The organism is Ammoniphilus soli (assembly GCF_040813775.1).
In genome coordinates, this window is sequence record NZ_JBEGDL010000006.1 from 234048 (window position 1) to 260444 (window position 26397).

Consider the following 26397-nt stretch of genomic DNA (forward strand, 5'->3'; position numbering starts at 1 on the left):
GATGAAAATGCCAGAGATGAAACCGCGTGACCCAGGCTGCGTGAAACTGGAGAGGAGAGGTGCCGTCGCCCTGCTTGCGCTTTCCCGTCCGAGTGCGCTGAACGCCATTACCTGGGAGATGTATGAGCAGTTTGAGCAGCACTTGGCTGAACTGGCCGATGATCCCCAAGTTCGGGTGCTGGTCATCCGCGGGGACGGGGACAAAGCGCTCGCTGCCGGTACCGATATCAGTCAATTCGTCGGTTTTACGGGAAGCGACGGGGTCCAATATGAGCATCGGATTGATCGGATTACCCAAAAGCTGATTGATTTCCCCAAGCCGACGATCGCGGCCGTCCACGGCTATGCCGTAGGAGGAGGGATGATGATCACTACGAATTGCGATTTGCGCTATGCGACTCCTAAGGCAAAGTTCGGGGCGCCCATGGCCCGGACGCTCGGAAATTGCTTGAGCCTGAACAATTATAACAGGCTCGTACAGGAATTGGGGGCGATGCGGACCAAAGAATTACTTTTTACCTCTCGATTAATCACGGCGGAGGAAGCCATGAGCCTTGGATTTTTGACAGGGATTTTTGATGAAAGTGAATTTTTTCCTAAAGTCATGGAGATCGCTGAACAGATCGGCGAAAAAGCTCCTCTTACTATTCAAGCCACCAAAGAAGCGTTGAGACTTCTCCAATTGCCAGGCCAAAAAGCCATGAAGGAGCAAGGCTTTGATGAGGTCGTGGCCAAAGTATATGGGAGCAGGGATTTTGCGGAGGGCGTTCAGGCTCATCTCGAGAAGCGCCCGGCGATTTGGCGGGGGGAGTAGACGAGGATGATCGCATTGCGATGTTTACATTCACCGGCAGCCCAGGGGTTGGGCGACATATCAAAAGTGCGACGGGGATTCGGAAAGTGATACTGGAGCTCGGCAACAATTCGCCCAATGTCGTACATAAGTATGCTCCGGACCTGGATCTGATCATGCCCTGGTCTCTCTCGAGGAGCTATGCATGCAGGCTGATTTTATTTCTGTCCATGCTCAGCTGCTCCCCTCCACCCAAGGGATGATTGGCCGTGATCAATTCCAGCTAATGAAGAAAGAAGCATTGTCATCAATACATCACGGGGTCCTGTCATTGATGAACAAGCGTTGTGTGAGGCCCTCATAGAGGGAAAAATTATAAGCAAGTGCAAGAAAAGAGGCAATGGGAGCAGAATCGTTCGGAAGAACGATACTCACCGCTTGTTAAATCATAGTTAGCAGAAGAAGAGCATTACGGCTCTTCTTTTGAACTCTTGGCAGCGCAGGAAAATAGATTAAAGGAGGCGAAGAAATGAGTGAAAAACCGGTAATGGCATTGTTGTTTGGGGAAGCGACAGGGATTGGCTCAGAGCTCGTAATCAAGGCTTTTCAATTGGATGAAGTTCGACAGTTAGCAACGTGGGTGCTGATTGGAGATGAAAGAGTGTGCAAGCAAGGCGAAGAAATCACGGGTCTGAAGCTTTCCTATCAGAAGGTGGAGTCGATAAAGGAAGTGGAGCGTGATAAAGATGCGATCTGGATGATAGATTTGAAAAACTTAGATCCTAGCCAAATACAGCTGGGAACCCTTTCGGTTGAATCCGGGCGCGTTACCGGGGAAACGCTGGAATACGCCATGGGACTAGCGAAAGCGAACCAAATCGATGGGATCGTTTATGCCCCTTTAAATAAAGAGGCTTTGCATCGGGGAGGATATCACTTTGAAGATGAGATTCACTTCTTCGCAGACTTATTAGACTGCAAGGATGTGTTTGGTGAAATCAATCTCATGGATAATCTTTGGGTGACTCGCGTGACATCCCATATCCCTCTTAAAGAAGTAAGCCAGTTAGTGACAAAGCAAAGGGTCGTGGAAATCATTCAATTTGCACAGGATACATTAACCAGTGCCGGATATGAGAATCCCAGAATCGTTGTTGCGGCCCTTAATCCCCATGCCGGCGATGGAGGTCTGATGGGGATGGAGGAAATTGAAGAGATCGTTCCTGCGGTGAAGGAAGCCCAGCAAAAAGGAGTTCATGTCAGCGGTCCGTTCCCTGCGGACACCATATTTCGGCGCTTAGATAAAGAACCTTTCGATTGTCTTGTTGGAATGTACCATGATCAGGCTCAGACCGGCATGAAGCTGCTTGGCTTTACCCGCGGAGTCACCATAAGCGGAGGATTGCCTGTCGTCCTTACGACACCAGCCCATGGGACAGCATTTGATATTGCCGGGCAAGGCATGGCTGATCCCGGTGCCCAAATTGCAGCCATGAAGACGGCTGTCCGACTGGTGAACGGGAAGAAAGAAGTTGCCGCTAATTAATGTAAGGGGTGTGGTAGCGCAGGAAGCCAGTCACCCGAGGAAGAAATGATAGGATGAGAAGAAAATGGGCTGCAGAGCCCATTTTCTTTTCCTCTACATAGGAAAAGCGGAGTTGTTGTATACCAAATATATGTATTCTACATTAGCCACAATCGAGATGAAAATGCCTAAAAATAGGATCCGAAATACCCGTTGTGAAAAACTATTGCGAGAGTGAACATAAAGAGCGATCATACCTAATAGCATGGCTAAATTCATCAGCGGATAAGCGGTTCCAACCGCGATTTCAAGCCAAGGTGCGCTGAACCATTGAGATTTCACCATCAACTCCCATGTCCAGGCACCAATAACTGTCGTCAAAAGCAAACTATCAAATAGCAATCGAAGAGAATAGTATTTGGATAGATCCCGTTGTACTTGAGTCCCAATCGCTATAAGGTAGCATAAAAATTGACAAATCCAAGCGAAATCGGCCCAGCTTGGAAACGGGGCTTCTTGTTTTAACACCAGCTCATAAAAACACCAGATGATTTGAGCGATGGTAAAACAAAAAGTGCCTACTAAAATATAAAGAAAAAATAGCCGATTATGATTCTTCCATCTAGGAATCATGCGATACAACATGAAGGTCACAAAGATGGATGCTATTAATTGAAAGAGGTTAGCCCCCCATAATAGCCAGGTTTCATTCGATTGAAATCCAAAAATCCATACATAATACAAAAACAGAAAAGTTCCTGTCCATCCTATTAAGGTACTGGAAGGATAGAATGTTGTTATCATCAGCACACGACCTTTCCAGATCCTTCTTCCTCCTTAATTATGCAAAAAAATATTCGTCTTGAACATCCTTTGTATTGTTATGACACAATGATGTAACAATCTTTATTTGTCATTTCTTTAAAAGGAAATTATAGTTTACAGTCGGGGGAACATGGGAAATTTCGGATCTATCACACATGATCATGGTTGGATTTTATCCAATCTTTCTTGTTTGATATGTCGATCTTTTCTCATTAATCAAGAAATGGAAAATTATGCTTGCTAAAACTAATACTATTAGTTATGCTCGTGAGAGGGGATGTTCACATGCGAATCATTCGCGAAAAGACAATTTTCCAATTGACGTTCTTGCCGCGCTTTTTTCCCGTCAATTGTTATTTGGTGGAGGAAGACGACGAGTTGACTTTAATTGACGCTGCACTGCCCTACAGCTCAAAGGGAATTCTGCAGGCTGCCAGCAAAATAGGCAAACCGATTACACGTATCTTTCTGACTCATGCGCACGAAGATCATGTAGGTGCACTTGACATGCTTAAAGAAGTGCTTCCGAATGTCCCCGTTCATATTTCCAGCCGGGATGCCCGGCTGTTGGCGGGAGACCGCACGCTTGATCCTGACGAACCGAATTCCCCGATACGCGGCGGAGTGCCCAAAAAACTAAAGACTCGAGCCGACGTTTTGCTCCATGATGGGGATCGGATCGGTTCGCTGCTTGCTGTGGATGCACCTGGGCATACTCCCGGTTCGATGGCATTTCTTGATATGCGCAACAACGCTTTAATTGCCGGTGACGCTTTTCAGACAAGGGGCGGTATTGCGGTATCAGGACAACTTCGTCCGTGGTTTCCATTCCCGGCCATGGCCACTTGGAATAAGCAGACTGCACTTGAGAGTGCACATAAGCTGCGGGGGTATTGTCCATCCCTGCTTGCCGTGGGGCACGGACGTATGCTGAATCAGCCGGGGGCTTCCATCGATCTCGCCATTAGGGAAGCTGAACAGAATCTTAATCGCACCCAGCAGCTAAGGAGGGTCTAACATGTCGCCAAGAATCGGCCTGGATTTGCCGACCATCTTACAAGTCGCCACAGAAATGGCTGATGCCCATGGCCTTGATGAAGTGACTTTGGCCTTATTGGCCAAAAAACTTGAAATTCGTCCCCCTTCATTATACAACCATGTGCATGGATTGAACGGCCTGCGAAAAAAGCTGGCCATACATGGGCTTGAGCAGATTCACAGCACCTTGACTCGAGCGGCTGTCGGACGGTCCGGAGATGATGCGGTGCGTGCACTGGGGATAGCCTATGTGGCCTTTGCCCGTGCCCACCCCGGCTTGTATGAAGCCACCCTTCGCGCGCCTGATCCGCTGGATCCGGACATTCAGCGGGCGGGGAGTGAAATCGTGGATCTTGCTGTTCGCGTGCTGAATGCTTACGGTCTGGGAAACGAAGCCACCCTTCATGCCGTCCGAGGACTGCGCAGTATTCTGCACGGATTCGCTTCGCTCGAGCAGAGCGGGGGATTCGGAATCCCGCTTGACGTGGATGTTAGCCTCCGTCTCATGATCGATACCTTTCTTGCCGGCATTCACGCGATGAAGCAGCTGCCAAACTGAATTCGAAATCCCGTCAAAGGGGAAGGAGAGAAATCATGGATTTTTGGTTGCTGATTAAATCCGCCAACATAGCTTTGCGGTTCCTTTTGGAACTGTGCGCCCTGGCTGCGCTGGGTTACTGGGGTTCCCAGACGGGAAAGGGAACGATCATGAAGCTGGCAATGGGCATTGGGGCTCCGCTACTGATTGCGGTCGTTTGGGGTACGTTCGGTGCCCCCGGCGCATCGGTAAAGTTGTCCAAATCCTTGCACCTGCTCCTGGAGCTTGTCGTCTTCGGGTTACCCGCCTTTGCGCTGTACGCCGTCAGGAAGCCTGACCTGGCCTGGACCTACGGGCTGGCCGTGGTGATCAACCGTGCCCTGATGTTCATATGGGAGCAATGATAAGCGAAGGGATTTAAATGGAGATCCGAGACTGTCGATTAATAGTTCTTTTGAGATGAATATTGTAGAAAGCAGGTTTCAGATAACAGGAGAAAGTCCGACTATTTAAAAGTTGGGGACTTTTCAGCTAAAATAAGCGGAGAAATTCCGGTTATTTCTCTAAAACACGGAAGAAAATCATGATTTTTGAGGTTTAGCCGGAAAAACTCCGCTTATTTTTCACTTTTTCAGTCTAAACGGACGAATAGTCGGAAAAACTCCCGTTATCATCCAGACCCCTGAAAATTCAACCTATAGTTCATCGAGAGACTCGATCCTCCACCTAAACCTCCGGATTACTACTTTTTCCACCTATTCAATTTAGCTTTCTGCGAAAATTTATAGCTTGATAGAGAGGAGGGAGGAGCATATAAAGCTCCTCCTCAATTTATGTTTCTTATCTCCTGGTTCGTTGTTGATACGGATCCCTTCAATAGCGGCAGCATGAATAGGATTCCAATCGCGAAAAGCACGGACGATGCCCCGTACATCGCAACAAGGGAAAACGCATCCTTTAGCCATCCCGCAACGCTCATGGTCAACACCATGCCACCCATGAATAGGGGGGTTAAAATCCCATTTACACGTCCAATGAAGGCCGATTCGCTATTTTGCAGGATCATCGTGTTAATGCCAATGTGAATGCAGGGCATGACGAGTCCACAAAGAAATTGAGCGCTCAGCGTTAACCAAAATTGAGTAGAGAGCCCCATGATCAAAAAACCGCAGACATTCACGGCCATCCCAATAACCAGAAGCAATTGGGGAGAAGTCTTTTTGGCCAACCCCATGATCAGCCCTCCTCCTAAGATTGTAGCTGATCCAAAGGCGGCCATTAGCCACTGAAGATGCTCCTTCGGCAATCCAAGTCTTTCCGTAATGAGGAAGACGGCTAAAGGCTGCGTGAGTCCTAGCGCGAATCCAGCCGCAGTGAAGACACCGCCTAACAAGGTTAAAGAACGGTTATTCAGAACATAATGGAAACCTTCTTTCATTTCTTGCCAAAGCGTTGTTTTTTTGTCCTGTTCCTCTGGAGTACGATCAGGGGGAAGTAAGAAAAGGACAGCTGCCGATAGTAGAAAAGCAATCCCCATGATCGCGATAGCCATATTAATCCCATAATGCTGGTAAATAAAAGTCCCAATAATCGGTCCTAATATCATGAATACGGCAAAGATGGTCTGATACATGGACATGCCCATCTGGACCAGTTCTTCCGCTACGTGAAGCTTGAATAGCTTCATGCCGCTAGGCTGAGAAAACTGCGATAAAACCGAAGAAACCAGCGTAGCAAAGAAAATGGCTTTCCAACTTCCAAACATCAGGGTTAATAATACAATGAAAATCGAGAGCGCACTAAGCAAATCACACCAAATCATCGTTCGCTTGGGTCTCCAGCGATCCGCGAACGTCCCTCCGATAAACGAAAACAAAAAGATGGGAGCAAATTCCGCCACCGAAATGAGGGAAACCGCAACAGGATCCTCATTTGTCTTTTCCATGACATATAGCAGAATAGAATAGTTTCTCACCCATATTCCAATCTGCAGCAGGAAAACAGAGAGCAGGATGGTCCGTATCACCTGATGACGGAATAAATCCGATACCGTAAACTTGGTTGCAGCATTTTTCAATTGGACGTTTAGGACACAGGATGCTTTCAAACAAGTATCTTCGACAAGTGATAGGCACCTAATGAGGTGCGATTGATAATTTTTTGAATCTTATGTATTGACAACGCTTACTAACTGCCATATTATAGATTTATGATAAAAATATATAAAACCAAGTTTTACATTATAAAACAAATGGAAGTTGAGGTGCGGATTTATACATACCTAGCAGAGACAACTTATATTTTTTTTGAGAAAGTTTCAAAACTCGGTTTTATATTATAGAACAAAAACACTGGCAATTAGTTAGTTAAATTTTACTAGATTTAACTTTCTATATAAAAACAATGGGAGGGTCACGATGAAAAAGATAAAAGGAATGGCGTTATTTTCAAGTGTGGTTCTAGCAGCTTCTCTACTTTTAAGCGGGTGCGGAAGCAGCAGTGAGAAGCCGACAGCCGGAGGAGCATCAGAAGGCGAAAAGCCTGCAGCAGAAGCGAAGACCCATACGATTAAGGTTGCCAACTATTTCGCTACGGATCATCCGCAAAACGTGGCCTTGCGTGAAAAGTTTAAGCCATTGGTTGAAGAGAAATCCGGAGGTACCCTTAAGGTTGAGATTTTTGATAACAGCAAGCTCGGTGCTGAAAAGGAGTTTTATGACGGTGTCCGCAATGGAACGATTGAAATGGGAGTTCCTGGGCTGATCATGCAGGCTGATATCGAGAAAATGGCCGTACCTGAATGGCCCTTCCTGTTTAAGGATTACGAGCATGTTCAGAAGGTTTTGAATGGGCCGATCGGGGAAGAGCTTACGGCAGATTTAGAAAGCAAGCATGGAGTCAAACCTTTGGCATGGAGTGCAAACGGATTCAGAATGTTCTCCAGCAACAAGACGATTGCTAGCCCAGATGAGTTTAAGGGACTTCGCCTAAGGATGCCGAATATCCCTAACTATATTAAATTGGGAGAATTGCTAGGCGCCAATGTTACGCCAATGCCGATTTCGGAAGTGTTTACGGCCCTCGAACAGAAAGTAGTAGATGGGCAGGATAACCCGATTGCCACGCTGAAAGCTTCCGGTTGGCATGAGGTTCAATCGGATGTGCTGGAATCCAAGCATATGTTCAGTCCAAACGTCTATATCATCAATAGCAAATTCTTCAACAGCTTGACGCCTGAACAGCAGAAAGCGATTGAAGAGGCAGCAAAGGAATCCGCAGCTCACGAATTTGAATTGATGAAGCAAAGCTATGAAGCGGACAAGAAGTTCCTCGAAGAAAATGGAATCAAGTTTACGACTCCTGATGCACAGTTTACAGAGGCCATGGAAGCGAAAGCTCAACCGCTATATGATGAGATCTTCGCGAAGTATCCTTGGGCTAAAGAAATGGTAGAAAAGATTAAAGCAGAAGCAAAGTAATAGAGTGTAGGGCAGTGGGGACCAAACGGTCCCCTAACCCGAACAAAGCAAGGAGGGAAACGATTGAAAGCTATTTCTAGAATTCTGATTAACCTGCTAAATATTGCGATGGGCTTTTCGCTGGCCTCCATGGCGATTCTCGTATTCGGCAATGTGGTATTGCGCTACGCTTTTAACTCCGGAATCACATGGTCTGAGGAAATGTCAAGGTACCTGTTTGTATATATGGTTTTCCTCGGGGCAATCGGGGCGCTCAAAGACAATCAGCATCTCGGTGTCGACATGGTAGTCAAAAAGCTTCCCGCTTCAATGAAGCGAGTCGTCTATGTCATTAGCAATATGTTTGTTCTGTATCTTCTTTACCTTATCTTGGACGGCAGCTGGAAAATGACGCTTCTCAACATGAACAGTTCCGCGCCGGCAACAGGTCTCCCGCTTTCTTTCGTCTATGGTATCGGTGTCTTCATGAGCGTTTGCATGGCACTTATCCTCATTATTAACATCATCACCGTGATTAAGAATCCGAGTGCAATTGACCAGCTGGCACAGATCACAGAATCTGAAGAAATTATTCCACCCTCACATCATTCAACTAACCTAAACCCAATACCGCCAGTGGGAGGAGGAAAATAATGACGCTCGTTGTTTTTGTCGGATCATTAATAGGTTCTATGGCACTAGGGATCCCGATCGCATTTTCCCTGTTATTGAGCGGTGTGGCCTTGATGGCCTACATGGATATGTTTGATAGTCAAATCATTGCCCAAAATCTGATCAGTGGAGCGGACAACTTTCCGCTGATGGCCATTCCGTTCTTCATCCTTGCCGGGGAGCTGATGAACGCCGGAGGGATCTCCAAACGGATTATCGACCTCGCGTTATCCCTGGTCGGACATATCCGCGGCGGTTTAGGGTACGTAGCGATCATCGCTGCGATCCTGTTTGCCGGCTTGTCCGGGTCAGCGGTTGCCGATACGGCGGCCTTAGGGGCTATTTTGATTCCCATGATGGTAAAGGCCGGATATAACCGCAATCGCTCCACCGGTTTGATTGCAGCCGGCGGAATTATTGCCCCTGTCATTCCTCCTAGTATTCCGTTAATTATCTTTGGAGTCACCAGCGGCGTATCGATTACCAAGCTTTTCATGGCCGGGATTGTTCCCGGGATTATGATGGGCGCCGGTTTGGCTCTTGCTTGGTGGTTTGTGGCTCGTCGCGATCAGGTGGAAGTTTTCCCGAAGAAATCATTAAAAGAGAGATTCATTGCTATTAAAAACGCCATCTGGGCTTTGCTTCTTCCCGTCATCATCGTCGGGGGTCTGCGCGGAGGCGTGTTCACGCCGACGGAAGCAGCGGTTGTAGCCGCTTTCTACGCCCTTTTGGTTGGAGCGGTCATCTATCGCGAATTAAAGATGAAGGAATTGTTTCATATCTTGGTGGCTTCAGCCAAAACGACCAGTGTCGTGATGTTTTTGGCGGCAGCAGCCATGGTCTCGGCTTGGCTGATTACCGTTGCGAATATTCCAAGCGTGCTAACCGAAGTGCTAGCTCCCCTCATGGAGAATCAGCTCGTGCTGCTTCTGGCGATCATGCTTCTCGTACTCCTGATCGGAACGGCTATGGATCTGACTCCCACGATTTTAATCCTTACACCCGTATTGATGCCTATTGTCATCAAGGCGGGGATTGATCCGGTCTATTTCGGTATTATTTTCGTCTTGAATAACTGTATCGGGCTGTTGACTCCACCGGTCGGAACCGTGTTGAATGTGGCCTGCGGCGTCGGAAAAATTGGGATGGAAGATATTATGAAGGGCATCTGGCCGTTTCTCTTGGTTCATGTTATCGTCCTCATCCTCTTGGTTCTGTTCCCGCAGCTGGTTCTCGTACCGCTTGGGTGGCTGACGTAGCATAAGGAGGTTTTAAGGAGTGAACAAGTTTAAGGTTGTCGTAAGTGATTGGGAATATGATGATTTGCGATTTGAGGAGCAGGTTTTGGATCATCCGTCTATCGAGCTCGTTCCGGCTCAATGCCGCACGGAAGAAGATATGATAGAAGCTTGCAGAGATGCGGATGCCATCATTAATCAATACGCACCGATCAGCAGGAAAGTGATTGATGCGCTAGAGAAGTGCAAGGTCATCACCCGTTACGGGGTAGGGGTCAACACGGTCGATTTAGAAGCCGCAACGGAAAAAGGGATCTGTGTGGCCAATGTCCCGGATTATTGCAAAGATGAAGTAGCCGATCATGCATTAGCCCTTCTGTTAAGCTGGACGCGCAAGGTCGTGGTCGCCAACCATCATGTGAAAAACAAACGATGGGATTATAAGGTTACTCAGCCGATTAACCGACTGAGGGGGAGAGTTCTAGGACTGATAGGATTCGGCATGATTCCCCAATCTTTGGCCGAAAAGGTGAAACCCTTAGGAATCCAAGTCATTGCACACGATCCGTATTTTCCGGTGGAGGCAGCGAAAGCCAAAGGGGTTACGCTGGTTTCGCTGGAGGAGCTATGCCAGCAATCCGATTTTATTTCGGTACACGCACCGCTTCTTCCATCCACAAAGGGAATGATCAGCCGCGAGCAGTTCAGTCTAATGAAGAAGGAAGCTATCATTGTTAATACGTCACGCGGACCTGTGATTGATGAGCAAGCGCTGGTTGAAGCCCTAATGGAAAAGCAGATTGCTGGTGCTGCATTGGATGTGGTTGAGGTGGAACCGATATCCGAGGATCATCCGCTGCTATCGATGGATAATGTGATTTTGACCCCGCATGTGGCGTGGTATTCGGAGGAAGCGGCGGAGGAAATGCGTTCGAAGGCTGCCATGGGTGTTGTGGATGTTCTTTTGCATCGGGAATATCCGAAATATTTGGTTAACAAGCAAGTGAAAGAACAGGTTGAACTTAAGCCATGTCAGCCTGAGGAGCGATACGCTCCGCTTGTTAAATAGATAATAGGGGGAATGAGATTTATGAAGAAGTGGGTTAACCGATTATCAGCAGGTATTGTGGTCTCTTCGATGCTGGTATTAAGCGCATGCGGCGGGGGCGGCAACCAAGCAGCCCCATCAACAGCACAGCCTGAGGCTCCCAAAGAGCAAGCAGCCGATAGCAATATTAAGGAACGCACGATCAAAGCCGGCATTGGGTTAAATGAAGACCATCCGCAAGGGCAAGGCTTGAAAAAGTTCGCTGAATTGGTTGCCGAGAAGAGCGGCGGCAAAATCAAGGTCCAGAACTTCTATGCTGCCCAGCTGGGTGACGACCAAAAGATGACCGAAGCCTTGAAGGGTGGATTGCAGGAAATTACAATTCCGTCCACTTCTCCTCTGGTTGGAACGGTCAAGGAATATGCCATTTACGACTTCCCTTTCCTTTTCAATACTGGTGAAGAAGCGGATAAGGTATTGGACGGACCGGTGGGTCAGCAGCTCCTGGATAAGCTTCCTGAACACGGTTTAATCGGTTTAACCTATTGGGAAAACGGATTCCGTAATTTGACCAACAGTAAGCGTCCGGTTGAGAAAGCGGAAGATTTCCAAGGATTAAAGATCCGCACAATGCAAAACGAGGTTCACTTGGAAGCCTTCGCAAAGTTAGGGGCTAACCCGACGCCCATGGCTTTCTCCGAAGTGTTTACGGCTTTAGAGAGCAAGACAGTTGATGGGCAAGAAAACCCGCTGGCAACCATCGAATCCAACAAGTTCTTCGAGGTTCAGCCGTATTTGAGCATGACCCAGCACGTCTACACGCCGTTTGTTTTCTTGGTGAGCAAGAAGTTTTGGGATCAGCTGTCTGATGAAGAAAAAGCCATCTTGAAGGATTCCGCCATTGAAGCAGGGAAATACCAGCGCGAATTGAACCGCAGCGTAAATGGAGAGGCCCTAGAGCGTCTGAAAGCAGCAGGAATGCAAGTAAATGAAGTAACGGCTGAAGAAAAAGCAAAAATGAACGAAATCATCAAGCCGGTCATTGATAAATTCGCCGTAGAAATCGGGGAAGACCTAGTAAAACAGCTTTACGCTGAAATTGAAAGCGCCAGAAAATAGCGGTGCCTAAATGGGTGGTGCCTGCCACCACCCGATATTTGTCGACGGAGGACCTAAAATATGACCATTATTGATGAGTTGCTTCGCGAGATCCCGCTTCCCAGAATGGTACCTATCCGGCAGAACTTTCATGCCCCTGAGATCGAGGATGTCGCGCAAGCCGTTCATGACGCGATGAGGGAGACAGACGTCCTCTCCAGAATCGCAAAAGGGGACCGGGTGGCGATTGCAGTCGGAAGCCGGGGAGTAGCCGATATCCAGCTGCTTACGCGGGAAACGGTGAGAGCCGTAAAATCCGTGGGGGGAGAGCCGTTTATCGTACCTGCTATGGGAAGCCATGGAGGGGCCACGGCTGAAGGGCAAAAAGATGTACTCGCCCAGCTGGGGGTAACCGAGGCATTCGTAGAAGCCCCTATCCTATCCAGCATGGATGTCGTGGAAGTGGGGAAATTGCCGAATGGACTCCCTGTCTATACGGATAAGCATGCTTATGAAGCAGATAAGGTGATCGTGATCAACAGAATCAAGCCTCATACGGCCTTCCGGGGACCGGTAGAGAGCGGATTGCTGAAAATGATTACGATTGGATTAGGCAAGCAAAAAGGAGCCGAAGCGGCTCATGCTTACAGTTTCAAATACATGGCGGAGCATGTTCCGGAAATGGCCAAAATCACGCTGGCCAAAGTCCCCATCATCTTTGGTCTGGGGAGCATAGAGAACGCGTATGACCGTCCGGCTAAAATAGTGGCCGTTCCCGCCGAGAGACTGGAAGAAGAAGAGCCGCAGCTGTTGCTTGAAGCGAAAGCCTTAATGCCGCGTATACTGTTCGATCCGATCGATGTGCTGATTGTGGATGAAATCGGGAAGGATATTTCCGGCGACGGCATGGACCCCAATATCACGGGGCGTTATGCTACGCCTTATGCCAGCGGAGGACCGCAGGTCGCACGCATCGTGGTGCTGGGATTAACCGAAAGAACCCATGGCAACGCCAATGGAATTGGTCTCGCGGATATCACGACGAGTAAAGTATTGAATGAAACGATCAAGGAAAAAGGGTATGCCAACGCTTTGACCAGTACGGTGGTCGGTGTAGTCAAGATGCCTATGGCTCTAGATTCAGAAGAATTGGCTGTGAAAGCAGCGATTAAAACGTGCAATGCCTTTGACATGAATCAGGCAAGGGTAGTACGCATCGAAAATACCCTGCATTTGAAGGAAATCTGGATTTCGGAGAGCTTGCTTCCAGAGGCAATGGAGCACCAGGACATCGAAGTATTGAGCAGCCCCGAGCCCATTCGCTTAAATAGCCAAAAAGAGGGATGACTTGTGAAAATAACCGAATTGAAACTATATAAGGTACCTCCACGCTGGCTTTTCCTAAAAATCGAAACGGATCAAGGCGTGTCGGGCTGGGGAGAACCGATTGTGGAAGGCAGAGCGAACACCGTCGAAGCGTGTGTGAACGAACTTCGCGACTATTTAATAGGAAAGGATCCGCTCAACATTGAAGATCATTGGCAGGTTCTTTACCGGGGAGGCTTCTATCGCGGGGGTTCGATCCTGATGAGCGCGATATCCGGGATTGAACAGGCGCTGTGGGATATTAAAGGAAAATATTTTAATGTTCCCGTGTATCAGATGCTTGGCGGGGCTGTAAGGGATAAGATCCGCATCTACTCCTGGATCGGCGGTGATCGACCGCACGATGTCGCGGCTGCAGCGAAAGAAAAGACGGATGCCGGGTTTACCGCTCTCAAGATGAATGGTACAGAGGAAATGAACTATATTGATACGTTTTCCAAGGTAGAAGCGGCTGTATCCAGAATCGCTGCCGTGAGGGAAGCGGTAGGAAAAGTTGTGGGAATCGGGATCGATTTTCACGGCAGGGTACATAAAGCCATGGCCAAAATTCTTGTTAAGGAGCTGGAGCCGTACCGTCCCATGTTCATTGAAGAGCCTGTATTGCCGGAAAACAATGAAGCTCTTCGGGAAATCGCCCAACACACAACGACCCCGATTGCCACAGGAGAAAGGCAATATACTAGATGGGGCTTCAAGCAGCTCCTAATGGACGGTTACGTCGACATCATCCAGCCGGATTTATCCCATGCTGGCGGGATTTTGGAAGTAAAGAAAATTGCAGCCATGGCCGAGGCCTTTGATGTAGCGGTTGCTCCTCACTGTCCGCTTGGACCCATCGCTTTAGCTTCCTGCCTGCAGATGGATGCGTGTACGCATAATGCTTTCATCCAGGAGCAGAGCTTGGGCATCCATTATAATCAAGGCAATGACTTGCTGGATTACCTTGTCGATCCGACCGTGTTCAAATATGTGAATGGTTTTGTGGAGATCCCTAATAAGCCAGGATTGGGTATTGAAATCGATGAAGAAAAGGTAAAGCAGCTAGCGGAGATCGGACACGATTGGAAAAACCCCATTTGGAGGCACGAGGACGGAGCCGTAGCCGAATGGTAATGTGAGACAGAGGAGAGGACATTTCATGCCGCAATTTCCATTGATGAATACGATAAACCCGTATGATTTTAATGTCCAGGGGAAAGCGAATGAGCCGATTTGCGTGGCAGGATTTCTTGATCGGTCGAAGCTCATTCTCGGTTCTTCCTACGACGGACCGGCTCCGGACTGGAGTCTTGATGCGGTCTATGACCGACTGGAGTCGAATGCCCCCCGGATTGCCATCATCGGCGGTTCGGCTGACCATCCTGCCCATGTGATGGATTACTTGACTTCAGCCCGCGCAGCCATCCGGATTTGGCAGAATGGAGGAGTTCCCTTCTTCTTTTCTACCCCGGTGATGTGCGACGGGACGGCCCAAAACACCATGGGAATGAGCTATTCCCTTCAGAGTCGCAACGCTGTAGCACAAATGGTCATTAATCAGGTGGAATCCCATGCCTACCATGGTGCCTTTGTCATTCAAGGGTGCGATAAGCAGCCTTTAGGAGTGGTCAGTGCTGTAGCGCACCTTGACCGGCTCCGCCGGGAGAGAGGAGAAGCTCCTTTCTTTGCCACCTTTGCACCGGCGCATGTGCTTCAGGGCGGCACTATTCCTCCCGACTTATATGCCGAACTGGGAGCATTGGCTGAAAAATGGAATCGCAATGGGGATGAAGATCTCGCCTATGATTTGCGGGACGCGATGGCCTATATTCTTCAGTGCTCGTCGAATACCGCTTTTCAAGGGGTGCTGGAGAGAGCACGCCATCGCGGACTCATCAGCAAGGAGCAGCACAAGGATTATGAAAAGCGATTGGCGGTTGCGACCTGCGACGGAAAAGGCGGCGTCTGTGCCTTTAACGGGACAGGAAACAGCTCGCGCCACCTGGTGGCCGGTCTGGGCTTGGTTCACCCCGCGCTGGAACTGCTGACTGCACCGCCTGAACAACACCAGATCAACGAAGCGATCGACAGCTTGACCGTCATGATCAATAACCCGGTTTATGGGGCAGCCAATGTGATGGCGGCAAATATTCGCAATGCCATTCGCATCCACAGTGCGACCGGAGGCTCCACCAACCTGATGATGCATGTGGTGGCAGCGATGCTATATGGAGGCTATACCTTCAGCTTAGCCGAATATGATCGAATCCATCATGAAGTTCCGATTCCTGACTTGTTCGACTACAGCCTGACGCAGGGAAGAGATATCTTTGCTCTTGCGATGCAATGCTGCAGCGGGAAGAGCAGGGGGATGGAAAGCGTCATCTATGAACTGATCCAGAATGGCGTACCGATGGATGTGGAGTCTCCGACCGTCGCAGGCAAAACCTGGCGCGAACGCTTAAGCCGATTGGATAGCCTTTCGGCAGACCATGTGCAGGAAAACCCGATCATCCTATCCAAGCCGCGCCGCCCATTCAGCGGAGTCGACGTGCTTGCCGGCAATTTCTTCGAAACCGCGGTCGTGAAGATCAGCGGCATGACAACCGATCAGCTGGATCAATTCGATAAGAAGGCGGCCTTTGTTCTCTACTACGAGAATGAGGATGCGGCCAACCGCGGATTGCTCGATCCGGAGTTATTGAAAAAAATCAAGGAAAATCGAGAGTTTAGCCTTGATAATCTATTAGCTGTGCTCAAAAATAATGAACCTGCCCGTTATGAGGAATGTAAAGAGCTGGATTACGATAGTCTTTTTGACAACATGGCAGAAAACGGATCGCTGAAGCTGGCTGTGGTCGTTTCCGGACAAGGGCCTTTAGCCTTCGGCATGCCGGAGATGTTCACCCCGATGCAGCACATTAACGCCAATCATAAGCTGAAGCGACTCGCCACCTTAATCAGCGACGGCCGCTATTCCGGGGTCACCTATGGAGCCGCGATCGGCCATATGACACCAGAGGCGGTGCAGGGCGGCGGAATCCTTTACCTGCAAACAGGGGATTTGCTTTATCTGAACCTGCGGGAGCGTCAAGTGCAATACTTGAATGAAATGGCTTTCCGCTTTGGTACCATCGAATACAAGTTTGATCATGTAGTGGCAGAACGCCAGGAGCTGGCGGGGTCCAGATTGGCGCGCATCCGCAAGCGCCAGCGCCAAGTGGCGGCAAGCAATCGGATGGTGGCCCATACCGATGCGGCCAACGGAGTCGTGCCCATTTCGGTCTACGAAGAGGCGGAACTGGGTTACAAGACAGACGTAACACTTTCAGAGAAGCAGACCATAGAGGAATAGGGAGGGGTTCAAGAATGGAAGAAACAAGACGTATGATCGAGAAGCTAGGTTTCCCGAGCAAGGATGGCCATGAGCTGCCGAGTTCAACCAAAACCTTTCCGGATGGCGCGCAATACCGAGTGGAAATCCCCAGCGTGGAAGGGCCAGCCACATTTGAAGCGGTTGTAGAAGCCTGCAAGGAATATGGGGTGGATATTCACCGCATCTCACAGGGAAGCGGAATTATGCTCATGACCGATGAGGAATTGGAGCAAATGGCCGAAATCGGAAAGCGCGAAAATCTGGAAGTCAGCCTGTTTGTCGGACCGCGGGGAAGCTGGGATATCACCCCGATGCAGTGGGCCAGTGCGGGAAAAATCCAAGGCCTTCGTGTCCAGGGAATGGATCAATTGGTTTATTCCATTGAAGATATCAAGCGGGCTTGCGACAAAGGCATCCGCAGCGTATTGGTATCCGATGAGGGACTGTTATGGCTGGTCAATGAATTCAAAAAGCAAGGCGAGCTTCCTGAGGATTTAGTCGTGAAGATTTCGGTCCAGATGGCCCATGCCAATCCCGTTTCCATCAAGATCATCGAAGACCTGGGTGCGGGAACGTACAATGTTCCTACCGATCTGACTTTATCCCGACTCGCTGCCATACGGCAAGCGGTAGACATTCCGATTGACATCTACGTGGAAGCTCCCGATGATGTGGGCGGTTTTATTCGCCACTATGATATTCCCGAGATTATCCGGGTGGCCGCTCCGGTCTATATCAAATTTGGCTTGCGCAATTCTCCTAACATCTATCCGTCGGGAACTCATCTGGAAAACACATCGATTGCTTTGAGCAAAGAGCGAGTTCGCCGGGCTCGAATCGGGCTGGATATGATTAAGCGCTATGCTCCTCATCTAAGAACTTCGGAGAAAGGCGCGGCTGGCTTAGCGGTACCTGTTCCGAAAAAGAGCTATGCGGAGCAGCCGTAAAGCCTCGAGCAGAAGTACTTTCGTACTAGAAGCAGCTTTCTCCCTATGATAGAATCAACGTAAGCGCATTACTAACAAAGGGTGGGTAAGATGCCAATTATACAGGCTGTGGAGCGTGCTTTAAAAATATTGGATTTGTTTGACGAGCATGAAACAGAATTGAAAATTACAGATATCAGCGAACGCATGGGATTGCATAAGAGCACCGTTCATTCTCTGCTGAAGACGCTTCAGGTGCACGGGTATATTGATCAGAACGCTGAAAACGGAAAATACAAGCTGGGGATGAAGCTGTTTGAACGAGGGAATTTTGTCCTTCAGGGATTGGATATCCGCCATATTGCCAAAAAATACCTATTGGATTTATCTACTAAAACCGGCCAAACCACGCATCTCGTCCTCTTGGATGGAAAAGAAGGCGTGTATATCGATAAAGTGGAGGGACCTCAAGCCGTCATTCTTTATTCCCGGATCGGAAGAAGAATTCCCGTGCATAGCAGTGCCGTCGGCAAGGCGCTCGTCGCTTTTTCCAGGGAGGATGAAGTCCAAAGAATCCTGAAGAATTACGTCTATGTATCCCATACAGACCGAACGATCAGCTCGGAACAAGAGTTCTTGAATGAACTGGTCAATGTTCGAAAGGCGGGGCATGCCGTGGATATGGAGGAGAATGAGCCCGGAGTTCGCTGCGTGGCCGTTCCCATCTTTGATCATAAGGGTCAGCCGGCAGCTGCCATCAGTATGTCGACCTTGATCTCCCGAGTCAATGATGAAAAGCTTCAGGAATATGTCAGCATGCTCAAGAAAGCGGCGAAAGATATGTCCGCAGAAATGGGCTATGGAATGGTTAGCTTGTAATGGAAGAAAGGGTCTAGGGTTAGGGGGTACCTACAAAGTCACTTCATGGCCCTAGTCCTTTAAACATATAGCATGATTAGAACGTTGTTTTATAATATAAAATTATATTGGAGGTCTACACCCATGAGAATTATTCGTTTTGTGAATGAACAGTCCGTTTCTACCCTTGCTGCTTTAACCGATGAAGAAAAGGTGTATGCTTTGCCACAGCAAGATTTTATGGAATTGGTCAACGTGGCAGAAGAGCAGGGGACCACTCCGCTAGCCCTTGTAGAAGGGATTATCGCATCGACGAACCCCATCGATAGAAACGTATCGGACTTGAACCTCGTCGTTCCGATTATAGCACCCGAAGTATGGGCTTCCGGCGTTACATACGAAAAAAGCCGTGATGCCCGCAATTATGAGGCAACCGGGGGGAAGCTGGATGCCACGACGTTCTACGATAAGGTGTATGATGCCGACCGGCCTGAAATTTTCTTTAAATCGACTGCGGCGCGTACCGTTGGACCCAATCAGGATGTCTACCTGCGCAGCGATTCCACATGGCAGATTCCAGAACCTGAATTGGGATTGATCCTTAGCGCGAGCGGAAAGATTGTAGGCTACACCATCGGAAATGACATGAGCTGCCGTGACATCGAGGGCGAGAACCCCTTGTATTTGCCGCAAGCTAAAATGTGGAAGAATTCCTGCTCCATCGGACCCGCGATCCGCTTGGCGGAAACGGTGGAGGATCCCTATACCTTCCAAATCACTTGCCGAATCTATCGAAATGAAGAGCTGGCTGTAAAAGGTTCCGCGAGTACGGGGCAGCTGAAGAGAAAGTTTGATGAACTGGTATCTTTCCTGATTCGTGACAATGATTTGTTTGACGGAACCGTTCTTCTCACCGGAACTTGCATCGTTCCTCCAAACGAATTCTCGCTAGAAGATGGGGACCGCGTGGAAATCGAGATTTCCGGGATTGGCGTCCTGAACAACCCAGTAAAGAGCCAAGCGGCAAAATCGGTGACTGCTCAATAAAGATGGGGGGAAGCAAGGAATGAAGCTTGCCGGAAAAATTGCGATAGTGACGGGAGCAGCCTCCGGAATAGGAGAAGCCATTGCCAAAAAGCTGAGCGGGGAAGGGGCTGCGGTAGCCGTATGTGACCTGGATAAGGAAGGCGGAAGCCGCGTGGCTGAAGAAATTCAGTCCCGAGGGGGAACCGCGGCGTTTTACCTGCTGGATGTGACGAAGGAAGAGCAAGTTCGCGATACGCTAAAATTTGTTGTCGGAAAATACGGAAGAATTGATATAATGGTGAATAATGCAGGAGTTGGCAAGGCGGGGACGGTATTGGAGCAAAGCGAAGCCGATTGGGATCTAATGATGAACGTGAATGCGAAAGGAACGTTTTTCGGCTGCAAGTACGCGGTAAAGCATATGCTCGAAAAGGAGATCCGTGGCAGTATCATCAATATCTCCTCTGTCGCAGGAATGGTTGGTGTCCTGAACCGAGCCGGGTATTGCTCCTCCAAGGCAGCTATTGTGGGTTTGACGAAGTCGGTGGCTTCGGATTTTGCAGAACAAGGCATTCGCGTTAATTCGATTGCCCCCGGTACGGTTGAATCGCCATGGATAGCCAAAATCCTGGCTGACCAGCCCGATCCGCAAAAAACGAGAATCCAGATGCAGCAGCGCCAGCCGATCGGCCGCATGGGCACACCGGAGGAAATTGCCAACCTGGCCTGCTTCCTGGCCAGCGATGAAGCCTCCTTCATTACCGGAAGCAACATGGTAGCCGATGGGGGGTTAACCGCTCGATAAAATTTTTTAATATTCAAGGAATGAAACGATGTTTTATAATATAGTAAGCACGAAAGGGTGGACAGAGAAAATGACAGTTCAAACCGAGACGAAAACCTATCAAAACTATGTAAATGGAGAATGGGTTCATTCTTCAGCCAACCAAGTCGATCCTAGCGTGAACCCGGCCAACAAAAAGGAAATCGTGGGTTACGTTCAAAAATCGACCAACGAAGATTTAGAGCTTGCCGTGGCTTCGGCTAAAAAGGCTCAAGCGGAATGGAAAAAACTCGCGGGTTCGGTTCGAGGACAGTATCTGCATAAAGCAGCGGATGAATTGGAAAAGCGCTTGGATGAGATCGCAGAAACGATGACCAGGGAAATGGGCAAAACTTTGCCTGAAGCCAAAGGAGAAACTGCCCGCGGGGTAGCCATTCTTCGCTATTATGCGGGTGAAGGCATGCGCAAAATCGGGGATGTGATCCCTTCGACAGATAGCGAAGCGCTGATGTTTACCAGCCGCGTTCCGCTGGGCGTTGTCGGAGTCATTACCCCCTGGAACTTCCCGGTCGCGATTCCGATTTGGAAAATCGCACCGGCCCTTGTATATGGCAACACCGTCGTATTTAAACCGGCTCAAGAAACCGCGGTGACGGCCGCGAAGGTCATGGAAGCTTTTGTTGCGGCGGGCCTTCCTGCCGGAGTCCTCAACATGGTAACCGGTGCCGGTTCGGTGATTGGTCAGGGAATGATTGATCATCCGGATATTGCGGGTCTTACATTTACCGGTTCGGATACCGTGGGTAAGCTTGTCGGGCAAGGGGCATTGGCTCGAGGCGCGAAATATCAGCTGGAAATGGGCGGGAAAAACCCGGTCATCGTAGCCGCGGATGCCGACCTGGATCTGGCCGTGGAGCAAACGGTAAACGGAGCGTTCAAGTCCACAGGCCAAAAGTGCACGGCGACCAGCCGCGCGATCGTGGTGAGTGAAGTTTACGAGGCCTTTAAAGAAAAGCTTCTGGCTAAAGTGCAGCAAATTAAAGTGGGCAACGGCTTGAAGTCGGATACTTGGATGGGACCTTGCGCCAGCGAAAGCCAGCTGAATACCGTTCTTTCCTATATTGAAAAAGGAAAGTCAGAGGGAGCGACTCTATTAATTGGGGGCAACCGAGTGGCAGAGGGTGAATGTGCCGATGGCTTCTATGTTGAACCGACCGTATTTGAAAACGTAAGTGTAGATTCGACGATAGCCCAAGAAGAAATTTTCGGGCCGGTCCTGGCGCTGATCAAGGTGGATACGTTTGAAGAAGCTCTGCATGTCGCCAACGATGTGAAGTTCGGATTGAGCGCATCGATCTTTACCCAAAATATCGGGAACATGCTTTCCTTCATTAATGACATGGATGCCGGTCTGGTCCGCATTAATGCAGAAAGCGCAGGGGTGGAGCTTCAGGCTCCATTCGGAGGCATGAAGCAGTCCAGCTCTCATTCCCGCGAGCAGGGACAGGCAGCCATAGAATTCTTTACAGCGGTAAAAACCGTGTTTGTCAAATCATAATCGTTTGGAGTTTCATCCGGAGGGACCGAGGCTGAGGGTTCCCTCCAGCATATCAAGAGGAGGGGTAAATATGATTACAGTTACGTTTCAGAAAGATGGAGGATTCAGTCTTGGCGTCAAGACCGACAAGGGGATTTTGGATGTCGCGGCAGCGGTTTCGAAGTTTGCGGACTTTAAGGATGCGCCGGTGACCACAGCGGAGCTGATTTCCCGCGGAGATGAGGGAAAAGTTCTATTGGCGAAATTGGCGGACCGCGCTTATGCCGAGGATTCCTTATTTTTGGAGGAAGAATCACTTTCCTATGGGCCATGCGTTCCTGAACCGTCCAAGATTATTTGTGTCGGACTCAACTATAAAAAGCATGCGGACGAGTGCGGCATGTCTTATCCGAAGGAGCCTTTGCTGTTCAGCAAGTTCAGCAATGCGCTGGCCGCCCATGGCCGGGAGGTGAAGCTGCCGGAGAAATCCTCCCAAGTGGATTATGAAGCGGAGCTGGTCATCGTGATGGGCAAGACCGCCCAGGATGTGAAAAAAGAGGATGCCCTGAGCTATGTTTATGGCTATTGCAACGCGAATGATCTCTCCGCGCGCGATCTGCAGTTCAGGAGCTCCCAATGGCTGCTCGGAAAAACCTGTGACGGATTCAGCCCGATCGGTCCATACTTAGTGTCTGCGGATGAAGTCGGAAATCCGAATGATTTGCAAATCCGCTCGATCGTCAACGGCGAAATTCGCCAAGAGTCCAACACGGATGATATGATTTTCCATTGCGATGAAATCATTAGCTACATATCCCAGCATATGACGCTATCCCCGGGAGATATTATTTTGACCGGAACGCCGGAAGGGGTTATCGTCGGGTATCCGGAAGAAAAGCGCGTATGGCTGAAGGATGGTGATGAGGTCACGATTGAGATTGAAAAGCTGGGCCGCCTGACCAATGTGTTGAAAAAGTAGGTTGACTCGGGTTTGATGATAACGGGGGATTTTCCGACTATTCAACGATTTAGACCAAAAACATAAAAAATAAGCGGACTTTTTCCGGTTACGCCTTAAAGAACACGATGTTTTTTAAGGGTTCAGAGAAATAACCGGATATTTTCCGCTTATTTTCATCAAAAGGTCGTCATTTTTTAAGGCTCTGTTAAATTGCGGACATTCGATTCGTTAAATGGGTAAAAATCGGAAGGTATAGAAAGTGGAGAGGACATAGGTTCCGTTATTTTGTTAAAATCCTGCTCTCTTTCCCCGTTTTTGAGTAAATAACAAACTCAATGTCCGTTAAAGCTCTGATTTAGTGTTTTTCGTGAGAATAGCGAATTCTATGTCCGCTTAATCCTGCTGACCCTATTCCAAAAAAAAATCGGACTTTCTCCTGTTATCTTAAACTATCTGCAAATACAGCCTAAAAATCCGCTACATACATACCTGGCAAGGGAGTCGATAAGATGAGAAACAACCTCCACTATATTATGGGAGAGGTACAGGATGATTTATATCAAATCAAAACCCATGCATCCGGTCCTGCGGGTTCCCTCCCCTTAACACCTGACATGTTATTGAACTCACCTAGCGGCGATCTCTTCGGCATGACGCAAAATGTGGGCATGGGATGGAAGCCAACGGAATTGAACGGGAAACAGTTTTTAATTTTAAGTACGCAGGGCGGCATCCGCGGCGAGGACGGAACCCCCATCGCCTTAGGCTATCATACGGGTCATTGGGAAGTGGGACTTCTGATGAGAGCGGCTGCAGAAGAAATAAAAGAAAAGGGAGGCGTGCCGTTTGCCGGCTTTGTCAGTGATCCGTGCGATGGCCGATCCCAAGGGACGACAGGAATGTTTGATTCCTTGCCTTATCGCAATGATGCAGCCATCGTTTATCGCCGCCTGATTCGCTCGCTTCCGACACGAAAGGCCGTGATCGGAGTGGCGACGTGTGACAAAGGGCTGCCGGCCACCCTGCTTGCCTTATCCGCCATGCATGATCTGCCTGCGATTATTGTTCCCGGGGGCGTGACGCTGCCTCCGACAAACGGCGAAGATGCAGGAAAAGTTCAGACCATTGGCGCACGCTATGCGAATGGGGAGCTTTCCCTGCAAGATGCCGCGGATCTGGGCTGCCGAGCTTGCGGTACGCCGGGCGGCGGCTGTCAGTTTCTTGGCACTGCGGCAACTGCCCAGGTGGTAGCGGAGGCGCTTGGCCTTTCCCTGCCCCATTCGGCCTTGGCTCCATCAGGACAGCCCATCTGGATAGAAATGGCACGCCAATCTGCTCGTGCAGCGATTAAACTGGAAGAAGCGGGGATCAAGACAAGAGATATCTTAACGGATGATGCGATCCACAATGCCATGGTGCTCCACGCGGCTTTCGGAGGCTCTACCAATCTTTTGCTTCACATTCCGGCGATTGCCCATGCTGCAAAGTGCACAATTCCTACGGTAGAAGACTGGTGCCGAGTGAATCGCGAGGTTCCAAGAATCGTCAGCGTGTTGCCCAACGGTCCTACTCATCACCCGACCGTTCGTGCTTTTCTGGCAGGCGGTGTACCGGAAGTCATGCTGCAGCTTCGCAAGCTTGGCGTCTTGAGAGAAAATGTCTTGACTGTCACGGGGGAGAAGCTGGGGACGGTGCTGGATTGGTGGGAGTCATCGGAGCGCCGAGCAGAAGTCAAAAAGCACTTGCTAGAAGCTGATGGCGTGAATCCGGAAGACGTCATTATGAGTCCAGAGAAAGCCAAAAGCCGAGGCTTGACATCGACCGTGTCCTTCCCTACAGGAAATATTGCCCCCGAAGGATCGGTGATCAAATCCACCGCGATTGATCCGTCCGTGGTGGATGAGGACGGGGTCTACCGCAATACAGGCAAAGTGAAGGTATTTACCGCCGAGAAGGATGCGATCCGCGCGATAAAACAAGGCGAGATCGAAAAAGGCGATATTATGGCTGTCATTGGCCGCGGACCATCAGGTACGGGGATGGAGGAAACGTACCAGCTAACTTCAGCATTAAAGCATTTATCGTATGGAAAATACGTCTCGCTTATTACGGATGCGCGCTTTTCCGGGGTTTCCACGGGGGCCTGCATTGGGCATATCGGACCTGAAGCGCTTGCCGGAGGCCCGATTGGCAAGCTTCGTACGGGTGACATCGTAGAGATTATCGTCGACCGCAATGAATTGACCGCCAGCCTGAATTTTGTTGGCCACGATCATGAAACCTTTGGACCGGAAGTGGGAGAGAAAGTCCTGGCCGCCCGTGAGCCCCATCCGGACTTAAGGCCAGACCCGGATCTGCCTGATGATACGAGACTGTGGGCAGCCTTGCAAGCCGTAAGCGGAGGCACTTGGAAGGGGAGCATCTACGACGTAGACCGCATTATTGAAGTCATCGAAGCGGGGAAGAAGGCGCTGGAGAACCCAGCGGTATCGGCCAGAGGTCTTAAGCGAGGTGTTGACCATTGATTACCGAAAAATATGAAAAACTAAAAGAAGTTTTATCCGATATGGGAAGCGTGGTCGTAGCCTTTTCCGGCGGGGTGGACAGCACGTTTCTATTGAAAGCGGCCATCGACACGCTGGGGAAAGAAAACGTCCTGGCCGTTACGGCGGACTCTGAAACTTATCCATCGTCCGAATTAGCGGAGGCCAAGAAAATCGCCCAAGAACTCGGTGCCGTTCATGAGGTGCTCGAAACATCCGAATTAAACATTCCCGGATACACCGAAAATGATAAGAATCGCTGTTATTTCTGCAAGAGAAATTTATTCGAAGAGCTCTTGCCCATCCTGGAAAATAAGGGGTTTAACAGTATCGTTTACGGACTTATTGCCGATGATGCCAGTGAGTACAGGCCAGGGACAAAAGCGGCCAAGGAATTGGGGATCCGAGGGCCATTGCAAGAAGTGGGGCTTTACAAGGACGAGATCCGAGAGCTTTCCAAAGAATTGAATCTGGTCACGTGGAATAAGCCGTCCTTCGCCTGCTTATCTTCCCGGATTGCTTATGGCGAAAAGATCACCCTTGAAAAACTATCGAAGATCGAGAAAGCGGAGCAATATCTTAGAGGTCTTGGAATCCGCCAGGTCCGTGTTCGGACGCATGGGGAAATCGCTAGAATTGAAGTGAACCCGAAAGAGATTCAGATTTTTATGGAACGGCATGGAGAAATCAGCTCACAGATTCAAGCCTATGGCTATACTTATGTCACGCTGGATCTAGCGGGGTATCAAAGCGGAAGCATGAATAAATCTTTAATAAGGAGTTAGAAA

The 26397-nt window shown here is 49.3% G+C and carries 24 protein-coding genes and 1 pseudogene; 23 read left to right on the top strand and 2 right to left on the bottom strand.

Annotation, left to right across the window (positions count from 1 at the left end):
- The first annotated feature begins 7 nt into the window (after positions 1-7).
- From ABLT31_RS14905 to ABLT31_RS14920, 4 genes and pseudogenes are all read left to right on the top strand, one after another.
- The gene (locus ABLT31_RS14905; RefSeq protein ID WP_462976493.1) at positions 8-814 is read left to right on the top strand and encodes an enoyl-CoA hydratase; all 807 of its coding nucleotides are present in this window, start codon (positions 8-10) and stop codon (positions 812-814) included.
- Positions 799-1056 (top strand): aldehyde dehydrogenase family protein, encoded by a 258-nt coding sequence (locus ABLT31_RS39005; RefSeq protein ID WP_462976494.1) that lies wholly within the window; start codon positions 799-801, stop codon positions 1054-1056. Before ABLT31_RS14905 ends, ABLT31_RS39005 begins: the two co-directional genes overlap by 16 nt.
- Positions 999-1249 (top strand): annotated as a pseudogene (locus ABLT31_RS14915) (NAD(P)-dependent oxidoreductase). The gene ABLT31_RS39005 and the pseudogene ABLT31_RS14915 overlap by 58 nt, the downstream one beginning before the upstream one ends.
- Positions 1250-1322: 73 nt before the next feature.
- Complete coding sequence (locus ABLT31_RS14920; protein ID WP_367752874.1) at positions 1323-2339, top strand: 4-hydroxythreonine-4-phosphate dehydrogenase PdxA; 1017 nt, start codon at positions 1323-1325, stop codon at positions 2337-2339.
- Between the two features lie 93 nt (positions 2340-2432).
- Here ABLT31_RS14920 and ABLT31_RS14925 read toward each other — a convergent pair whose 3' ends face one another.
- Positions 2433-3122 carry a hypothetical protein gene (locus tag ABLT31_RS14925; protein WP_367752876.1) on the bottom strand — a complete coding sequence of 230 codons (690 nt, stop codon included), beginning with the start codon at positions 3120-3122 and terminating at the stop codon, positions 2433-2435.
- Between the two features lie 306 nt (positions 3123-3428).
- Here ABLT31_RS14925 and ABLT31_RS14930 point away from each other — a divergent pair, with 306 nt between their 5' ends.
- The 3 genes from ABLT31_RS14930 to ABLT31_RS14940 are packed head-to-tail and all read left to right on the top strand — an operon-like array spanning position 3429 to position 5123.
- The gene (locus tag ABLT31_RS14930) at positions 3429-4160 is read left to right on the top strand and encodes an MBL fold metallo-hydrolase (protein WP_367752878.1); all 732 of its coding nucleotides are present in this window, start codon (positions 3429-3431) and stop codon (positions 4158-4160) included.
- A 1-nt stretch (position 4161) separates the two neighbouring features.
- On the top strand, positions 4162-4740 hold the full coding sequence (locus ABLT31_RS14935) for a TetR-like C-terminal domain-containing protein (RefSeq protein ID WP_367752880.1): 579 nt from the start codon (positions 4162-4164) through the stop codon (positions 4738-4740).
- Between the two features lie 35 nt (positions 4741-4775).
- On the top strand, positions 4776-5123 hold the full coding sequence (locus ABLT31_RS14940; RefSeq protein WP_367752882.1) for a YrdB family protein: 348 nt from the start codon (positions 4776-4778) through the stop codon (positions 5121-5123).
- 422 nt (positions 5124-5545) lie between these two features.
- On the opposite strand, the gene ABLT31_RS14945 is transcribed toward ABLT31_RS14940, so the two are convergent.
- Positions 5546-6796, bottom strand: coding sequence for an MFS transporter (locus ABLT31_RS14945; RefSeq protein WP_367752884.1), 1251 nt, complete (start codon positions 6794-6796; stop codon positions 5546-5548).
- A gap of 340 nt (positions 6797-7136) precedes the next feature.
- On the opposite strand from ABLT31_RS14945, the gene ABLT31_RS14950 reads away from it, so the two are divergent.
- From ABLT31_RS14950 to larE, 16 genes are all read left to right on the top strand, one after another.
- A complete protein-coding gene (locus ABLT31_RS14950) occupies positions 7137-8198 on the top strand; it encodes a TRAP transporter substrate-binding protein (protein ID WP_367752886.1) in 1062 nt (353 codons plus the stop codon).
- Between the two features lie 63 nt (positions 8199-8261).
- The gene (locus ABLT31_RS14955; RefSeq protein WP_462976495.1) at positions 8262-8831 is read left to right on the top strand and encodes a TRAP transporter small permease; all 570 of its coding nucleotides are present in this window, start codon (positions 8262-8264) and stop codon (positions 8829-8831) included.
- Positions 8831-10108 carry a TRAP transporter large permease gene (locus tag ABLT31_RS14960; protein WP_367752888.1) on the top strand — a complete coding sequence of 426 codons (1278 nt, stop codon included), beginning with the start codon at positions 8831-8833 and terminating at the stop codon, positions 10106-10108. Before ABLT31_RS14955 ends, ABLT31_RS14960 begins: the two co-directional genes overlap by 1 nt.
- A 19-nt stretch (positions 10109-10127) precedes the next feature.
- Positions 10128-11156: a C-terminal binding protein gene (locus ABLT31_RS14965; RefSeq protein WP_367752890.1), complete on the top strand. Its 1029-nt coding sequence runs from the start codon at positions 10128-10130 to the stop codon at positions 11154-11156.
- A gap of 21 nt (positions 11157-11177) precedes the next feature.
- Positions 11178-12254, top strand: a complete 1077-nt coding sequence (locus ABLT31_RS14970; RefSeq protein ID WP_367752892.1) for a TRAP transporter substrate-binding protein — start codon at positions 11178-11180, stop codon at positions 12252-12254.
- A gap of 60 nt (positions 12255-12314) precedes the next feature.
- Complete coding sequence (locus tag ABLT31_RS14975; RefSeq protein WP_367752894.1) at positions 12315-13580, top strand: nickel pincer cofactor-dependent isomerase, group 22; 1266 nt, start codon at positions 12315-12317, stop codon at positions 13578-13580.
- A 3-nt stretch (positions 13581-13583) separates the two neighbouring features.
- Positions 13584-14732: a galactonate dehydratase gene (gene dgoD, locus ABLT31_RS14980; protein WP_367752896.1), complete on the top strand. Its 1149-nt coding sequence runs from the start codon at positions 13584-13586 to the stop codon at positions 14730-14732.
- Positions 14733-14757: 25 nt separating this feature from the next.
- Complete coding sequence (locus ABLT31_RS14985; RefSeq protein WP_367752969.1) at positions 14758-16953, top strand: dihydroxy-acid dehydratase domain-containing protein; 2196 nt, start codon at positions 14758-14760, stop codon at positions 16951-16953.
- Positions 16954-16967: 14 nt separating this feature from the next.
- Positions 16968-17921: a U32 family peptidase gene (locus ABLT31_RS14990; RefSeq protein WP_367752898.1), complete on the top strand. Its 954-nt coding sequence runs from the start codon at positions 16968-16970 to the stop codon at positions 17919-17921.
- Positions 17922-18011: 90 nt separating this feature from the next.
- Positions 18012-18779: an IclR family transcriptional regulator gene (locus ABLT31_RS14995; protein ID WP_367752900.1), complete on the top strand. Its 768-nt coding sequence runs from the start codon at positions 18012-18014 to the stop codon at positions 18777-18779.
- Between the two features lie 123 nt (positions 18780-18902).
- On the top strand, positions 18903-19805 hold the full coding sequence (locus tag ABLT31_RS15000) for a fumarylacetoacetate hydrolase family protein (protein WP_367752902.1): 903 nt from the start codon (positions 18903-18905) through the stop codon (positions 19803-19805).
- A gap of 19 nt (positions 19806-19824) precedes the next feature.
- Positions 19825-20589, top strand: a complete 765-nt coding sequence (locus ABLT31_RS15005; RefSeq protein ID WP_367752904.1) for an SDR family NAD(P)-dependent oxidoreductase — start codon at positions 19825-19827, stop codon at positions 20587-20589.
- 70 nt (positions 20590-20659) lie between these two features.
- Positions 20660-22126 carry an alpha-ketoglutaric semialdehyde dehydrogenase GucD gene (gucD, locus tag ABLT31_RS15010; protein WP_367752906.1) on the top strand — a complete coding sequence of 489 codons (1467 nt, stop codon included), beginning with the start codon at positions 20660-20662 and terminating at the stop codon, positions 22124-22126.
- Between the two features lie 70 nt (positions 22127-22196).
- Positions 22197-23084 (top strand): fumarylacetoacetate hydrolase family protein, encoded by an 888-nt coding sequence (locus ABLT31_RS15015; protein ID WP_367752908.1) that lies wholly within the window; start codon positions 22197-22199, stop codon positions 23082-23084.
- Positions 23085-23575: 491 nt separating this feature from the next.
- Positions 23576-25591: a YjhG/YagF family D-xylonate dehydratase gene (locus ABLT31_RS15020; RefSeq protein ID WP_367752910.1), complete on the top strand. Its 2016-nt coding sequence runs from the start codon at positions 23576-23578 to the stop codon at positions 25589-25591.
- The gene (gene larE, locus ABLT31_RS15025) at positions 25588-26394 is read left to right on the top strand and encodes an ATP-dependent sacrificial sulfur transferase LarE (protein WP_367752912.1); all 807 of its coding nucleotides are present in this window, start codon (positions 25588-25590) and stop codon (positions 26392-26394) included. The genes ABLT31_RS15020 and larE overlap by 4 nt, the downstream gene beginning before the upstream one ends.
- Positions 26395-26397: the final 3 nt, after the last annotated feature.

What these genes read in the sequence shown, in the direction of transcription:
- ABLT31_RS14975 (WP_367752894.1), top strand. Translation starts at nt 12,315, where the DNA reads ATGACCATTATTGATGAGTTGCTTCGCGAGATCCCGCTTCCCAGAATG.
- ABLT31_RS14905 (WP_462976493.1), top strand. Translation starts at nt 8, where the DNA reads ATGCCAGAGATGAAACCGCGTGACCCAGGCTGCGTGAAACTGGAGAGG.
- ABLT31_RS14930 (WP_367752878.1), top strand. Translation starts at nt 3,429, where the DNA reads ATGCGAATCATTCGCGAAAAGACAATTTTCCAATTGACGTTCTTGCCG.
- ABLT31_RS15015 (WP_367752908.1), top strand. Translation starts at nt 22,197, where the DNA reads ATGATTACAGTTACGTTTCAGAAAGATGGAGGATTCAGTCTTGGCGTC.
- gucD (WP_367752906.1), top strand. Translation starts at nt 20,660, where the DNA reads ATGACAGTTCAAACCGAGACGAAAACCTATCAAAACTATGTAAATGGA.
- ABLT31_RS14960 (WP_367752888.1), top strand. Translation starts at nt 8,831, where the DNA reads ATGACGCTCGTTGTTTTTGTCGGATCATTAATAGGTTCTATGGCACTA.
- ABLT31_RS14925 (WP_367752876.1), bottom strand. Translation starts at nt 3,122, where the DNA reads ATGATAACAACATTCTATCCTTCCAGTACCTTAATAGGATGGACAGGA.
- ABLT31_RS14995 (WP_367752900.1), top strand. Translation starts at nt 18,012, where the DNA reads ATGCCAATTATACAGGCTGTGGAGCGTGCTTTAAAAATATTGGATTTG.
- ABLT31_RS15020 (WP_367752910.1), top strand. Translation starts at nt 23,576, where the DNA reads ATGAGAAACAACCTCCACTATATTATGGGAGAGGTACAGGATGATTTA.
- ABLT31_RS14990 (WP_367752898.1), top strand. Translation starts at nt 16,968, where the DNA reads ATGGAAGAAACAAGACGTATGATCGAGAAGCTAGGTTTCCCGAGCAAG.
- ABLT31_RS14985 (WP_367752969.1), top strand. Translation starts at nt 14,758, where the DNA reads ATGCCGCAATTTCCATTGATGAATACGATAAACCCGTATGATTTTAAT.
- ABLT31_RS14935 (WP_367752880.1), top strand. Translation starts at nt 4,162, where the DNA reads ATGTCGCCAAGAATCGGCCTGGATTTGCCGACCATCTTACAAGTCGCC.
- ABLT31_RS14950 (WP_367752886.1), top strand. Translation starts at nt 7,137, where the DNA reads ATGAAAAAGATAAAAGGAATGGCGTTATTTTCAAGTGTGGTTCTAGCA.
- ABLT31_RS15005 (WP_367752904.1), top strand. Translation starts at nt 19,825, where the DNA reads ATGAAGCTTGCCGGAAAAATTGCGATAGTGACGGGAGCAGCCTCCGGA.
- ABLT31_RS14940 (WP_367752882.1), top strand. Translation starts at nt 4,776, where the DNA reads ATGGATTTTTGGTTGCTGATTAAATCCGCCAACATAGCTTTGCGGTTC.
- ABLT31_RS15000 (WP_367752902.1), top strand. Translation starts at nt 18,903, where the DNA reads ATGAGAATTATTCGTTTTGTGAATGAACAGTCCGTTTCTACCCTTGCT.
- ABLT31_RS14920 (WP_367752874.1), top strand. Translation starts at nt 1,323, where the DNA reads ATGAGTGAAAAACCGGTAATGGCATTGTTGTTTGGGGAAGCGACAGGG.
- ABLT31_RS14970 (WP_367752892.1), top strand. Translation starts at nt 11,178, where the DNA reads ATGAAGAAGTGGGTTAACCGATTATCAGCAGGTATTGTGGTCTCTTCG.